This is a genomic window from Pseudomonas sp. NPDC089758, assembly GCF_044748705.1.
GTDB lineage: Bacteria > Pseudomonadota > Gammaproteobacteria > Pseudomonadales > Pseudomonadaceae > Aquipseudomonas > Aquipseudomonas putida_X.
Window position 1 is genome coordinate 141775 of sequence record NZ_JBIVGN010000011.1, and the last position, 14462, is coordinate 156236.

General features: G+C 62.1%; 13 protein-coding genes. 6 read left to right on the plus strand and 7 right to left on the minus strand.

What is annotated here, in order from left to right; translation table 11 throughout:
- Positions 1-20 precede the first annotated feature (20 nt).
- Both ACIPZH_RS16530 and orn read right to left on the minus strand, forming a co-directional pair.
- On the minus strand, positions 21-632 hold the full coding sequence (locus tag ACIPZH_RS16530) for a trimeric intracellular cation channel family protein (RefSeq protein WP_003249516.1): 612 nt from the start codon (positions 630-632) through the stop codon (positions 21-23).
- A 93-nt stretch (positions 633-725) separates the two neighbouring features.
- Positions 726-1268 (minus strand): oligoribonuclease, encoded by a 543-nt coding sequence (gene orn / locus ACIPZH_RS16535; protein ID WP_400636919.1) that lies wholly within the window; start codon positions 1266-1268, stop codon positions 726-728.
- Positions 1269-1428: 160 nt separating this feature from the next.
- Here orn and rsgA point away from each other — a divergent pair, with 160 nt between their 5' ends.
- Complete coding sequence (gene rsgA / locus ACIPZH_RS16540; protein WP_400636920.1) at positions 1429-2460, plus strand: small ribosomal subunit biogenesis GTPase RsgA; 1032 nt, start codon at positions 1429-1431, stop codon at positions 2458-2460.
- A gap of 114 nt (positions 2461-2574) precedes the next feature.
- Entirely contained in the window at positions 2575-3054 is a 480-nt protein-coding gene (locus ACIPZH_RS16545) for a molecular chaperone Tir (protein ID WP_267819118.1), read from the plus strand.
- Between the two features lie 29 nt (positions 3055-3083).
- On the opposite strand, the gene motB is transcribed toward ACIPZH_RS16545, so the two are convergent.
- Together motB and motA are read right to left on the minus strand one after the other, a co-directional pair.
- Entirely contained in the window at positions 3084-4103 is a 1020-nt protein-coding gene (gene motB / locus ACIPZH_RS16550; protein WP_400636922.1) for a flagellar motor protein MotB, read from the minus strand.
- Between the two features lie 3 nt (positions 4104-4106).
- Positions 4107-4958: a flagellar motor stator protein MotA gene (motA, locus tag ACIPZH_RS16555; protein ID WP_267819122.1), complete on the minus strand. Its 852-nt coding sequence runs from the start codon at positions 4956-4958 to the stop codon at positions 4107-4109.
- A 130-nt stretch (positions 4959-5088) separates the two neighbouring features.
- Here motA and ACIPZH_RS16560 point away from each other — a divergent pair, with 130 nt between their 5' ends.
- From ACIPZH_RS16560 to asd, 3 genes are read left to right on the plus strand one after another with little or no spacing between them, the layout of a single operon-like run.
- Entirely contained in the window at positions 5089-6624 is a 1536-nt protein-coding gene (locus ACIPZH_RS16560) for an HDOD domain-containing protein (protein ID WP_400636924.1), read from the plus strand.
- Between the two features lie 44 nt (positions 6625-6668).
- Positions 6669-7478 (plus strand): rhodanese-like domain-containing protein, encoded by an 810-nt coding sequence (locus ACIPZH_RS16565; protein ID WP_241806259.1) that lies wholly within the window; start codon positions 6669-6671, stop codon positions 7476-7478.
- Positions 7479-7487: 9 nt separating this feature from the next.
- The gene (asd, locus tag ACIPZH_RS16570) at positions 7488-8351 is read left to right on the plus strand and encodes an archaetidylserine decarboxylase (RefSeq protein WP_267819128.1); all 864 of its coding nucleotides are present in this window, start codon (positions 7488-7490) and stop codon (positions 8349-8351) included.
- 70 nt (positions 8352-8421) lie between these two features.
- On the opposite strand, the gene serB is transcribed toward asd, so the two are convergent.
- Positions 8422-9636, minus strand: a complete 1215-nt coding sequence (gene serB / locus ACIPZH_RS16575; protein ID WP_400636926.1) for a phosphoserine phosphatase SerB — start codon at positions 9634-9636, stop codon at positions 8422-8424.
- Between the two features lie 135 nt (positions 9637-9771).
- Between serB and ACIPZH_RS16580 the strand changes: the two genes are divergently transcribed.
- Positions 9772-11238 carry an AhpA/YtjB family protein gene (locus ACIPZH_RS16580; protein ID WP_241806262.1) on the plus strand — a complete coding sequence of 489 codons (1467 nt, stop codon included), beginning with the start codon at positions 9772-9774 and terminating at the stop codon, positions 11236-11238.
- A gap of 73 nt (positions 11239-11311) precedes the next feature.
- Here the strand turns inward: ACIPZH_RS16580 and ACIPZH_RS16585 are convergent, their stop codons facing one another.
- Together ACIPZH_RS16585 and parC are read right to left on the minus strand one after the other, a co-directional pair.
- Complete coding sequence (locus tag ACIPZH_RS16585) at positions 11312-12022, minus strand: membrane integrity-associated transporter subunit PqiC (RefSeq protein WP_241806263.1); 711 nt, start codon at positions 12020-12022, stop codon at positions 11312-11314.
- A gap of 176 nt (positions 12023-12198) precedes the next feature.
- Positions 12199-14457: a DNA topoisomerase IV subunit A gene (gene parC, locus ACIPZH_RS16590; RefSeq protein ID WP_241806264.1), complete on the minus strand. Its 2259-nt coding sequence runs from the start codon at positions 14455-14457 to the stop codon at positions 12199-12201.
- Between the last annotated feature and the right edge of the window lie 5 nt (positions 14458-14462).

Genomic DNA, 14462 nt, shown 5'->3' on the forward strand with positions numbered 1-14462 from the left:
CGCAAAGCAGCCTCAGGCGTTCACTGCTGGTCGTTGTAGTGAAACTTGGGCATTTCCCAATGGAAGCGGATCGCCAACAGCCGCACCAGGAACCCACCAAACAAGGTCAGCAGCATGGCCTGCTCTGCCGGCACCTTGAAATACACACAGCCCAGGTAGAACCACGCTGCGGCAAACGACACGCTGGCATACAGCTCGCGCCGGAACACCAGCGGGATATCGTTGCAGAAAATATCCCTGAGGATCCCGCCGAACACCCCTGTAATGACGCCACTGATCGACGCCACCAACATGCCCTGCCCCATCTCGAGCGCAGTCATGCAGCCAATCAGGGTGAAAGCCACCAACCCCAAGGCATCCAGCACCAGGAACAGCGACCGCAGGCGGCGCATCATCGGTGCGATGAAAATCGTCAGCAGCGCGGCGAAGCTGGTCAGCACCAGGTATTCCGGATGCTTCACCCAAGTCAGTGGATAGTGCCCGAGCAGCACATCACGCACCGAGCCACCACCCAGTGCAGTCACACAGGCGATCAGCACCACGCCAAACCAGTCCATACCGCGTCGCCCGGCGGACAGAGCGCCAGTCATGGCTTCGGCAGTGATGGCGATAAGGTAGAGCATCAACAACATGGCGCGGGTCCGTGCGGGAAAGGCGCGCAGTCTAACCAGTTGCCCAAGGCACCAAAAGAGGGCGCACGCACATTCTATGCGCCCGCTTTCACCTCACACCTTGATGAAGTGCGTGCGGTAGTGGCGCAGTTCGGCGATCGACTCGCGGATATCGTCCAGCGCCAGGTGGGTGCCGCCCTTCTTGAAGCTGTCCCGCACGTCCGGTGCCCAGCGCGCAGCCAGCTCCTTGACTGTGGAGACATCGAGGTTGCGATAGTGGAAGTAGTTTTCCAGGCTGCGCATATGGCGATAGAGGAAGCGGCGGTCCTGGCAGATGCTGTTGCCACAGATCGGCGACTTGCCTTTGGGGACCCATTGCTCCAGGAAGGCGATGGTCTGCGCTTCGGCCTCGGCCATGCTGACCTTGCTTTCGCGAACACGCTGGGTCAACCCCGAGCCGCCGTGGGTGCGGGTATTCCACTCATCCATGCGCGCCAGCACTTCGTCACTGTGGTGGATGGCGATCACCGGCCCTTCGGCCAGCGTGTTCAGCTCGCTGTCAGTGACGATGGTGGCCATCTCGATGATGACGTCGGTGTCCGGATCCAGGCCGGTCATTTCCAGATCGATCCAGATCAGGTTCTGTGGGTTCTGCATGAAGGGCTCCTCGTATAGGCCGTCATAGTAGCCTAGCGGCATGGGCCAGCGCATTCCCGGCGCAAAGGTAACCAGAATGGTCCGCCGCCCGTCGTGCTAAACTGCCTGCCGCTTTCAATGCCTCACCACGGCTCTCTCACGCAACTCGCACGGAACACTAATGGCCAAACGCCAGCTCAATCGCCGCCAGAACTGGCGTATCGAAAAGATCCAGAACGAACGCGCCGCTCGCGCTGCCAAACGCGAGCAGCATGCGCTGCAGGAGCTGGAAGGGGGTGACCTGGGGCCGGAGCAACTGGGCCTGGTGATCGCTCACTTTGGCGTGCAGGTCGAGGTGGAGGCTCAGGACGGCGAGGCTGAAGGCCAGGTCGTGCGCTGCCACCTGCGCGCAAACCTGCCGGCGCTGGTCACCGGTGACCGCGTGGTCTGGCGTGCCGGCAACCAGGGCATTGGCGTAATCGTCGCGCAGATGCCGCGCAGCACCGAGCTGTGCCGGCCGAACAACCACGGTCAGCTCAAGCCGGTTGCCGCCAACGTCGACCTCATCGTCATCGTCTTCGCGCCAGCGCCCGAGCCGCATCCGAACCTGATCGACCGTTATCTGGTCGCCGCCGAGCACGCGGGCATCCGCCCACTGTTGCTGCTGAACAAAGCCGACCTGATCAACGACGAGAACGGCCCCGCACTCCATGCCTTGCTCGAGGTGTACCGCGACCTGGGCTACCCGTTGCTGGAGGTCTCTGCCCACCACGGCGACGGCATGCAGCGCCTGCAGCAGATGCTGGACGGCCATATCAGCGTGTTCGTCGGCCAGTCGGGTGTGGGCAAGTCATCTCTGGTCAACAGCCTGCTGCCTGCTGCTGACACCCGGGTCGGCGACCTGTCCGAATGGTCGGGCCAAGGCACCCACACCACCACCACTGCGCGCCTTTACCACTTTCCCAATGGCGGCGACCTGATCGACTCGCCAGGCATCCGAGAGTTCGGCCTTGGCCATGTCAGCCGTGATGATGTGGAAGACGGCTTCATCGAGTTCCGCGACCTGTTCGGCACCTGCCGCTTTCGCGACTGCAAGCATGATCGCGAGCCAGGCTGTGCCCTGCTCAGGGCACTCGAAGATGGCCGTATCAAGCAGCAGCGCATGAACAGCTACCGCTCGATCATTGCCAGCCTGCCGGATGACAACTACTGATTCGTAGGAAATATTACCTACCCTCGTAGGGCTCTTCCGGTTTCGCCGTCATCTATTGCCCCGCCTGCTGCTTTCCCTGATGGTCATGACTTCCTATCAGGGAGGGCAACCGCGATGCCGGTTTTAATCACTTACCGCCACGAAGAGCGGCTTGACGCCTTTATCCTCAATGAACGCCTGCTGCTCGAAAGCATTCCGACGCAGCTGGTCCTGTTCGACTGCCAAGGGCAGACCCGCGAAGATCTGTATGGCAACTTCTGCCGATCCATGGGCGATGCAACCCACTGGATTGGCCTTTTGTCCGAATGGGCCGCCGCCGACTGGTGGACACCCTGGCTGCTGGGGGCTGCAGTCATGAGCAGCCGGCGTGTCAGCCTTTATCAAAGCAACGGCGGCGCGCTACCTGAGTGTTTTGGCAGGTGGCCGGTAATGCGCGAGCGCAAGCACATCGACCTGTTTGTGCGGGCCTATCACGATGAGTGCACGTTCACCCGTGCCATGACGTTACCCCCAGGACGCGGAAGCTGTGCCGACCGGGACAATGCAGATTTCTTTCATGCGGATCTGAAGGCCAAGATCCGGCGGGGGTTCTGATGCATTGGGGCCGCTGGGCGGCCCCTCCGTCACTGGCCCTTGGGCTCGTCCATCTTCAAGGTCCCTTCCTCGAAGATGTTCAGCTTCTGGCGCAGTTCACGCGGTTGCATGGGTGCATCCTGCGCAGCAGGTGCCACCGGCGCACCTGGCGCAGCGCCGGCAGGCGGCGCTGGCTGGCTAGGCTGTGCAGGCGCCGTCCCCTGCTCACCCTCAATGTTGCGCTGGGCCTTCTTGGTCAGGACGATGATGTCGATACGGCGGTTTACCGGGTTGAAAGGGTCTTTGCGATCGAACAGCGAAGACGACGCATAACCCACTACCCGCGCGACCTGGTCATCTGGATAGCCACCGGCAACCAGCGCCCGCCGTGCGGCATTGGCGCGATTGGCCGACAGCTCCCAGTTGCCGAACTCTCCGCTGCCCGAATAAGGCTTGGCATCGGTGTGGCCACTGACGCTGATCTTGTTCGGCACTGCCTTGATGGTGTCGGCCATGGCCAGCAGAATGTCTTCGAAATACGGCTGCAGTCGGGCACTGCCGATATCGAACATCGGCCGGTTCTCGGCATCCATGATCTGGATGCGCAAGCCGTCCTGAGTGATCTCGAAGAGAATCTGGTCCTTGAATTTCTGCAGCTGCGGGTTTTCCTCGACCTTGTTCTGCAGCTCCTGCAACAGCAGTTCGAGGCGTTCTCGCTCAACCTGATCAGCCATGGTCTCGACCTGATCCTGGTCCAACTGGATGCTGGTATCGGGCGTAGGCTCGGACTTTTCTTCCGGGTTGATGGTCTTTTCCGGCGCAAGCTGGGGCGAACCACCAAGATCGATCACATAAGGCGTTCCGCTCTCGGAGAAACCGATCGGGTCCTTGAAGTAACCGGCAATGGCGATCTTCTGCTCGGGCGTGGCAGTGGACAGCAGCCACAGCACCAGGAAGAACGCCATCATCGCCGTGGCGAAGTCAGCGAAAGCGATCTTCCAGGCGCCGCCATGGTGGCCACCACCGTAGCGCTTGACGCGCTTGATGATTATCGGCTGATTGTTTTCCATGACTCAGCGACCGCGAACTGCTTGTTCCAGCTCGGCAAAGCTCGGGCGATGCTTCGGATACAGCACCTTGCGCCCGAATTCAACGGCCAGCGAAGGTGGCATGCCAGAAGCAGACGCGACCAGCGAAGCCTTGATCGATTCATAGAGGTTGAGCTCTTCCTTGGCATCGTGCTCCAGGCACTTGGCCAGCGGGCCAAAGAAACCATAGGCTGCAAGGATACCGAAGAAGGTACCGACCAGCGCCGCGCCGACGTGCAGGCCGATCGAGGCCTGGTCGCCCTCGCCCAGAGACGCCATGGTCACCACGATGCCCAGTACAGCTGCGACGATACCGAAACCGGGCATGCCGTCGGCAATGCCGTTGACCGCATGCGACGGGTGCTCGAGCTCTTCTTTCATGCTCAGCAGCTCCATGTCGAACAAGCCTTCGAGTTCGTGGGGTGCCATGTTGCCGGTGGACATGATGCGCAGGTAGTCGCAGATGAAGGCGGTCATGCGTTCATCACCCAGCACCGCTGGGTATTTGGCAAAGATCGGGCTGGCTGCGGCGTCTTCGATGTCGCTCTCGATCGCCATCATGCCTTCGCGACGGCTCTTGTTGAGGATTTCGTACACCAGGCCCAGCACTTCCAGGTAGAAGGTGTGGGTGAAGCGCGTGCCGAACATCTTCAGCGACTTCTTGACTACATGCATGGTCATGTAACCAGGGTTGGCCTGCATGAAGGCGCCAAAGGCTGCACCGCCGATGATCAGCACTTCGAACGGCTGGATCAGTGCCGCAATCTTGCCGTGGGAGAGCACATATCCGCCGAGCACGCTCGCGAATACGACGATGATGCCGATAATTTTAGCCATAGGTTCAAAGCACTTGCTGTCGTGGTCAGGATGAGGGACGGGAGCTTTAAAACTCTTCTTCTACTTATCGGCAGAACTGCGCCAGACTATAGCCACTCAAAGCGAAAAGCCAGTTCGGACTGATGTCAAAATGCCAATGGAATCCAAGGTGCCCACTCAGAATCCGCGTACGCTAGAGGCCTGGGTAAAGCTGCTGGACGGTATTCGTGTACCGGTGCCGAAGCAGAGTTATGACCGGGTCATGAGCGCTATCAACGATAGCCGCCGTTCGCTTCGCGATATCGCCGAACTGATGCAGGACAGCCCGGCCCTGGTGCTGTCGGTGATGCGCGAGGCCAATCATCCCGCCAATGCCAGCCAGGCAGAGCCCGCCGAAAGCCTGGAAATCGCCCTGAACAGGCTGGGCCTGGCACGCACCAGGGAATTGCTTACCCGCCTGCCAGCGCTGCCGGACGAGGACATCCCGCCGGTGCTGCGCCAGTTCCTGCTGATCAGCCAACATGCTTCGCAGCAGGCCAGCGGCCTGTTCGCCAGCCGCCTTGCACGGCTGTGGCAGGAAATTCACTGGGGTAGCCTGCTGTTCCTCTCGCCACTATGGCCGTTGGCCTTGGCCTACCCCAAGCTGCTGGACGCGTGGGAACTGCGGGTTATCCACAAGGGCGAAGAGGCGCAAGAGGTCGAGCTCGAACTGTTTGGCGTGCGCATCCTGGCGCTATGCCAAGCCATGGCCGAACACTGGCGCCTGTCGCAATGGGTCACCCAGGGTTACCGCATGCTTCTTGAAGAGCGTGAGCAACTGGGGCAGATACTGAGCATCGCCCGCGACCAGGACCTGCTTAGCCAGCAGCACCGCCTGGATGAGGCGCCGGCACTGAGCCGCTGGTTCAACCAGCCGGCCAATACCGTGCTGCTGGCCAACAACCTGGCGCTGGCGGCACAGGTAGGCTGGGACAACCCGCACCTGCTGCGCTGGCAATTGCTTACCGCGCTGTACCTGCAGACCACACTGGAGGACGTGCAACAGCAAGTTCACCAACAGGCCGCCGCCAGTGCTCGCCGGCACGCCAGGCATGCCCTGTTCCACCCAGCCGAGGCCTTGATCTGGCCCTGGCAACAGCGTCGCCCGCACCCGGACATGCTAACGCCGCCACCACCTTCCAGCGAGGCGCTCGGGCATTGGCGCGCGCTGTGCCAAGCGCTGTTGGCACAGCCCAGCCCCTTCACCAATGCCGTGCACCTGGCTACCCACGCCCGCGAAGCACTGTTGGCCTGCGGCATGCAGCGCATCATGCTGCTGACCCTGGACAAGGCCAGTGACTACCTGCGTGTACAGCAAACGGCCGGTTTGCCCAAGGAGGCTGCAACCATCGCCCTGCCCGTCACGCAGAGCAAGCTGTTGCAGAAACTGGTCGGCCAGGCCGCGCAGCTGCGCCTGTCGCCAGACAACCATGCGCAGTTCGCGGCCCTGCTGCCCGCCCCATTGCGGGCATTCTTCCGTGGCGAACACCTGTTGCTGCGCTCGCTGGCCGTGAATAACCAGGTGCTGATGCTGGCAGTGGCCGACCAAGGCGGTAAACCGATGGCAGATGTCAGTGTTCAAGCATTCGGTAAAACCGCGCAATGTATCGAGCGCGCCCTTGCGGCGTTTGCCAACCGCAATGCCTGACCCTTGCGCTACAATCGCCCCCCTTTCCACACTGGAGACCGTGGATGACTGATTTTGCCGGACTACCGCTGGTGATCGAGCCTGCGGACCTGCTTTCGCGCCTGGCGTCCCCCCAGCTGATCCTGGTCGACCTGAGTAGCGCCAACCGCTATGTCAGCGGCCATATCCCCGGCGCCCGCTTCGTCGAAGGCAAGCGCACCCAGCTGGGCCTGCCGCCCGCGCCGGGGCTTTTGCCGGCCATTGGCGAGCTGGAAAAACTGTTCAGCGAACTTGGCCACCGGGACGATGCGGTCTACGTGGTGTACGACGATGAGGGCGGCGGCTGGGCCGGGCGCTTCATCTGGCTGCTCGACGTCATCGGCCACAAGGCCTGCCATTACCTCAATGGCGGCATCCAGGCCTGGCCGGCGGACAAGCTCTCGACCGAGGTGCCGCCGCCCGCCTCCGTACCGGTGCGCCTGCAGCTGCATGGCGAACCGACCGCCACCCGCGAATACCTGCAAAGCCGCCTGGGCGCCGATGATCTGGTTATCTGGGATGCTCGCGGCCCGCAAGAATTTTCCGGTGAAAAGGTCCTGGCAGCCAAAGGTGGCCATATACCCGGCGCGATCAACTTCGAGTGGACTGCAGGCATGGACCTCAACGACCACCTGCGCATCCGCAAGGACATCGCCCAAGTCCTCCAGCAACTGGGCATCACCCCTGACAAGGAAGTGATCACCCATTGCCAGTCCCACCGCCGCTCCGGCTTTACCTACCTGGTGGCCAAAGCCCTCGGCTACCCACGCGTCAAGGCCTACGCCGGCTCGTGGAGCGAATGGGGCAACCATCCGGACACGCCTGTAGAAGTTTAAGGAACCTGCATGAAATCCCGTCTGTTCATCATCAGCCAGTACCTGCTGCCGCACCATCTGCTGTCGCGGCTGGCCGGCTGCGTCGCCGAGTGCCGCGCACGCTGGTTCAAGAATGCCTTCACCGCCTGGTTCGCCAAGCGCTACCAGGTGAACATGAGCGAGGCACTGGTCGAAGACCTCACCGCCTACGAGCACTTCAATGCCTTCTTCACCCGGGCGCTCAAGCCGGGTGCACGTCCGCTGGACGAAACGCCGGGGGCCATCCTCTGCCCGGCCGATGGTGCTGTTAGCCAGCTGGGCCCGATCGAACACGGTCGCATCTTCCAGGCAAAGGGCCACAGCTTCAGCGCCCTGGAGCTGCTCGGCGGCGACCCGGCCCTGGCCGCCCCGTTCATGGGTGGTGAATTCGCAACCATCTACCTGTCGCCGAAGGACTACCACCGCGTGCACATGCCGCTGGCCGGTACCCTGCGCGAAATGGTCTATGTGCCGGGTCGCCTGTTCTCGGTGAACCAGACCACTGCAGAAAACGTCCCTGAGCTGTTTGCCCGCAATGAGCGTGTGGTGTGCCTGTTCGACACCGAGCGCGGGCCGATGGCCGTGGTGCTGGTGGGGGCGATGATCGTTGCCTCGATCGAAACCGTGTGGGCCGGCCTGGTCACCCCGCCCAAGCGCGAACTTAAAACCTTCCGTTATGACGAAGGCAGCCGTGCGCCGATCCATCTGGAGAAGGGTGCGGAACTGGGCCGCTTCAAGCTGGGCTCCACGGCTATCGTGCTGTTCGGGCCGGAGCAGGTGAAGTGGGCTGAAACCCTGGGTGCCGGTTCGGCAACGCGCATGGGTGAGTTGTTGGCGGTTCCCGCGCAGGCTTGATTCTGCCCAAAATGAAAAGGCCCTGCATGGCTGAAGCCATTGCAGGGCCTTTTTGTCAGCGAGGCTTGTGTCAGCCCCGCGCGTCGCGGTCGCGCAGCCCCAGCAGATAGAGCACGCCGTCCAACCCAAGGGTCGAGATGGCCTGTTTGGCCGATTGACGTACCAGCGGCTTGGCGCGGAAGGCGACGCCCAGACCGGCCAGCGACAGCATCGGCAGGTCGTTGGCACCGTCGCCTACGGCAATGGTCTGCTCCAGTTGCAGGCCCTCTTCGCTCGCCAACTGCTGCAGCAGCTCTGCCTTGCGCTGGGCATCGACGATGGGCTCGACCGCCACACCGGTCACCTTGCCATCAACCACTTCCAGTTCGTTGGCGAACACATAATCGATGCCCAGGCGCGCCTGCACCTGCTTGGCAAAGTAGGTGAAACCACCCGAGAGGATCGCAGTCTTGTAGCCCATGCGCTTGAGCTCGGCGAACAGGTTCTCGGCACCTTCGGTGAGGCGCAGTGAAGCGCCGATCTGGTCCAGCACACCAACGTCCAGGCCTTTGAGCAGCGCCATGCGCTCCTTGAAGCTGGCACGAAAGTCCAGTTCGCCGCGCATTGCCCGCTCGGTGATCGCTGCCACCTGCTCGCCGACGCCGGCAGCCTTGGCCAGTTCATCGATGACTTCGGCTTCGATCAGGGTCGAATCCATGTCGAACACCGCCAGGCGGCGGTTGCGACGGAACAGGTCGTCCTTCTGGAAGGCGATATCGATGTTCAACGCTTCGGACAAGGCAAAGAAGTCGGCACGCAGGGCCTGGGCATCGCTTGGCTCTCCGCGCACGGAAATTTCCAGGGCAGCTTTGCCATGCTCACTCTGCACGCCCAGCGCAACACGCGCAGACAACCGCTCGATACGCTCGATGGTCAGGCCGTACTGGCTGATGACTGCACTGACACCCTGCAGTTGCTGCGGGGTGATCTTGCGGCTGAGAACGGTAGCGATATAGCGGGCTTCGCCCTGGCCATCGGCCCAGTGCTGGTAATCAGACTCGGAAATCGGCGTGTAGCGGGCCTGCAGGTTCAGCTCATGGGCCTTGGACTGCACGCTCTGCAACAGGCTGGTGGCCACTTCGTTGTCCGGAATATCGACCAGAATGCCGAACGACAGGGTGCCATGCATGACAGCCAGGCCGATGTCGAGAATGTTCACACCGCCCTGGAGAAGGACGCCGGTGATGGCGGCAGTGAGACCCGGGCGGTCCTCACCGGTGATGTTGATCAGAACGATTTCGCGCACAACCTGGCTCCGACTTCGATGAAAAATGCGCATTCTACCGATTTTCCGTGACCATCGGGCGCCAACGATACTTTGCCGACAAAACTCGGGTCGCTATACTGCGCAGCACTTTCATGCCATTAAGAGCCGCGCTCTGTGAACCGGCCCACGCCCGTCAAACCAGACAACTTCTTCCTCATGATCTTCCGTGCCCTGCGCCAACGTCGCGTTCCCCTGGCACTGCGCATCGCCAGCACCAACATTTTCTTGGTGGCGCTGGCGCTGGTGATCTATGCCTGCGTGATGGGTCTGCAGTTCAAGCAGGCCATGCACGAGCAGGCGGACGCCCTTGGCCAGAGCCTGACCACCCAGACAGCCACATCGGCGACCGAGCTGTTGGTGTCCAACGACATCCTCAGCCTTAACGTGCTGTTGGGCAACCTGGTGAAGAACCCGCTGGTGGCCCACGCAGCGATATACAGCGTGGACAACCGCATCCTGGCAGAAGCCGGGCAGCGCCCACGCAACAGCCTGCTGGGTGAGGCCGAAGGCCTGTACCAGACCAAGATCACCTTCCAGGACGTGACGGCCGGGCAACTGCGCATCAGCCTGGACATGAGCCAGTTCCAGCAGCCGATGCTGATCAGCTTGCAGAGCATGGGCATCCTGGCCGCGATCCTGCTGGCCCTGGCACTGAGCCTGAGCCTGCGCCAAGGCCGCCACATCACCCTGCCGCTGCTGCAACTGCGTGTATGGCTGCGTGACCCGCACCCCTACACCCCGGCGATCGATCGTCAGGATGAGATCGGCGATATTGCCCGTCAGCTGCATGCGCGCCTGGCCCCGCCGCCCCCTCCAGAGCCTGAACCGGAGGAATATGAAGATGAAGACGACTTCGACGATCTGCACGATGCCCCTGCGCCGGTCAAAGCTGCGCCACGGGCCAAGGCTGCTGCTCAGGTAGGCGACGAAGACGATGATGAAGCCTTTGCCGGCCTGCTGGACCACGAAGAAAGCGCGCCGAAGGCCGCAGCAGTCGAGTCCGACGAGCCGCAGAGCACTGCTGTGCTGGCCGTTCAGCTAGGATCGCAGGAGCAACTGCGCCGGCTGCCGCGCACCCGCCTGACCGAGTTGCTGGAGCGCTACCGCGACTGCCTGGAGCAGGCCGCGTCGCTGTACGATGGCGAAACCCACACGCTCAACGACGGCAGCACGTTGGTGCTGTTCCACAGCCGCGACTGCGGCGAGGATTACCTGACCAATGCAATCTGCTGCGGCGAGCTGCTGCGCGCACTCGGCCACGCCCTGCAGATCGAGGTCGCCGACAGCGGCATCACCCTGCAACTGCAACTGGGCCTGGCCCTGGGCGATGATTTGCAGGGGCTGGAACAGGTAGATCTGCTGATGACCGAAAAAGCCCAGGACGCCCTGGCGCTCTCCCAACACAGCCGCAACCTACTGCTGGTGGAGCGGCAGATCAGTGACGACTCGCTGATTCGCCAGCGTGCGCGCATTCGGCCAATTGCCAGCCCTGAAGGGGCCTGCTGTGTCGAACGCTTGATGGAGCCCTACCCCTCGATGCTGGAGCGGCAGTTGGCGCGGATGCACGAACGCAGGGCGTGATACCGAGTGTCCTGATCTCACACCCATGAAAAAGCCCGCACATGTGCGGGCTTTTGTGTATCCGGGGTAAGCATCAGAACCGATAGACTTCCATATCGGTCCGAATAGGCGAAGCCATAGGGATCTTTGACTTCTCCGGTGCTTTCTTGACCTGAACCGGCGCTGCAGGTTTTTTGCGCGACTCTTCAGCGATCGCCGGCTGGTTGGCCAAAGGTTTGACCGCAGCGCTCAACTGTTCTGCCAGCTTCTGCAACAACTGCCCCTGGGCCTGTACCTGCGAAGACTCGCTGCCTTCGTGCGGCTGCTCGAGGTGAACGATCCGGTTGTCACGCACATTCCCGCGGCGGTCCAACAAACGCCATTGGGCGTCGAGGATAGCCGGCTGGTTCTTGCCCGAGTCCAGACGAGTGATCGACAGCAATACCTGTACGTCAGGCGAGAAGCCACTGCTGGCCGGTGCCAGGACCACCCGCTGGCTGTCCAGGCGCCAGGCCAGCTGACGCACCAACAGTTGGTCGATGTCTGCCGACAGGCTACCGGCCCAACGACCGTCCGTCGCCGAACTCAGGCTGCCATCCGGCTGGCGCTGCAAAAAGGTTTCACGCTGCAGGTAATCAGCGACCGACACCGGCCCGAGCACCACGGCCATGCCCGCACTCTGCGAAGGCTGGCCAGGGTCACCGCTGTCGAGCTGATACAGGGCAACCGGCTGATGCATGCTGCATCCGCTCAGCCCCAGCAGGCCCGTCATCAACAGCGCAAATGGAAGGCGCAGAAATTTCATTCATCCCATCCAGGCGGTCGCCACCAGGCTAACCGCATTGATACTGATATAGATTCAATCGGGCACACGGCCACGCCGGCACCACAGGTGCACTATCATCCGCGAAATGTCGGCCCGACTCCAGCATTTCTGCCTGGAACGGCGCTGAAATTGCCGCGCCAGACATTTCTGCTGATTTATGCCGGACTTTCCACCTGCAAACCGTCAACGCGCTGGAACCCGCGTGGCAGCTTGCTACCCCGCCGCCCGCGCTCGCCCTTGTAATGCTCGAGGTCGTCCGGTTTCAAAGACAGGGTACGCTTGCCAGCTTGCAATACAAGGGTGGCGCCCTCGGGGATCACCGCCAGATCTGTAACATATTCTTCACGGCTGGCGACCCGATCACCGGGCACACCGATAATCTTGTTGCCCTTGCCTTTGCCCAGTTGCGGCAGGTCGGCGACCTTGAATACCAGCAAGCGACCTTCGGTGGTCACGGCCGCCAACCAGTCCTGTTCACGGTTTGCCACAGGGCGCGGGCCGATGACCTTGGCCCCGTTAGGCAGGCTGAGCAACCCTTTGCCGGCCTTGTTCTTGGCCTGCAAATCCTCACCTTTGACCACAAAGCCGTAACCGGCATCCGATGCCACCACGTACAGCGCATCATCCTCCGGCAGCAGCACGCATTCGAAGGTAGCCCCCGGCGGCGGCGTCAGGCGACCGGTCAGCGGCTCACCCTGGCCACGCGCCGATGGCAAGGTATGCGCAGCCACCGAGTAGCTGCGCCCGGTGGAATCGATGAGCACGGCAAACTGGTTGGAACGCCCCGCTGCTGCAGCCTTGAAGCCATCGCCCGCTTTGTACGACAGGCCGGTTGCATCGATGTCGTGGCCTTTGGCGCAACGCACCCAGCCTTTTTCCGACAGCACGACGGTGACAGGCTCCGTCGGCATCAGCTCGTTTTCCGACAGTGCCTTGGCTTCGGCGCGCGCGACGATCGGCGACCGGCGGTCGTCGCCGTAAGTCTCCGCATCCTTGATCAGTTCGCTGCGTACCAGCTTGCGTAGCTTGGCATCGCTGCCGAGCAAGGCCAGCAGCTTGGCCTGCTCCTTGAGCAATTCGTCCTGCTCACCGCGGATTTTCATCTCCTCCAGACGCGCCAGCTGGCGCAGGCGGGTCTCAAGGATGTAGTCGGCCTGGATTTCGGTGAGGTCGAAACGAGCGATCAGTGCCTGCTTGGGATGCTCCTCGGTACGGATGATGTGGATGACTTCATCGAGATTGAGGAATGCAGTGAGCAAGCCTTCCAACAGGTGCAGGCGCCGCTCGACCTTCTCCAGGCGGTGCTGCAGGCGACGACGAACGGTACCGATACGGTACTGCAGCCACTCCAGAAGCAAGGCACGCAGGTTCTTGAGCTGTGGCCGCCCGTCCAGGCCGATGATGTTGACGTTGACCCGATAGCTGCTTTCCAGCTCGGTAGTGGCGAACAGGTGCTGCATCAGTTCGTCGGCATCCACGCGGTTGGAGCGTGGGATGATCACGATACGACAGGGGTTTTCATGGTCCGATTCGTCACGCAGGTCAGCGACCATGGGCAGCTTCTTCGCCTGCATCTGCGCGGCGATCTGCTCCAGCACCTTGGCCCCGGAGACCTGGTGCGGCAACGCAGTGACGACAATGTCGCCGTCCTCGACCCGGTATACGGCGCGCATGCGGATCGAACCGCGGCCGCTTTCGTAGATCTTGAGGATCTCGGCACGCGGCGTGATGATTTCAGCTTCGGTCGGGTAGTCCGGCCCCTGGATGTGTTCACACAGCTGCTCGAGGGTGGCCTTGGGCTCGTCGAGCAGGCGCACACAGGCACTGGCCACTTCGCGCAGGTTGTGTGGCGGCACGTCGGTGGCCATGCCAACGGCAATGCCGGTGGTGCCGTTGAGCAGGATGTTCGGTAACCGTGCCGGCAGTACCGCAGGTTCCTGCAGGGTACCGTCGAAGTTGGGCACCCAGTCCACGGTGCCCTGGCCCAGTTCGCTGAGCAGCACCTCGGAATAGCGCGACAGGCGCGCTTCGGTGTAACGCATCGCCGCGAACGACTTCGGATCGTCCGGCGCCCCCCAGTTACCCTGGCCATCGACCAGCGTGTAGCGGTAGCTGAACGGCTGCGCCATCAGCACCATGGCTTCGTAGCAGGCCGAATCGCCGTGGGGGTGGAATTTACCGAGCACGTCGCCGACGGTACGCGCCGACTTCTTGTGCTTGGCATCGGCATCGAGCCCCAACTCGCTCATGGCATAGACGATGCGTCGTTGCACAGGCTTGAGGCCGTCGCCGATGTGCGGCAAGGCCCGGTCCATGATCACGTACATGGAATAGTTGAGGTAGGCCTGTTCGGTGAAGTCAGCCAGCGAACGGCGTTCGACGCCGTCGAGGCTGAGTTCCAGTGAGTCGCTCATGCGGG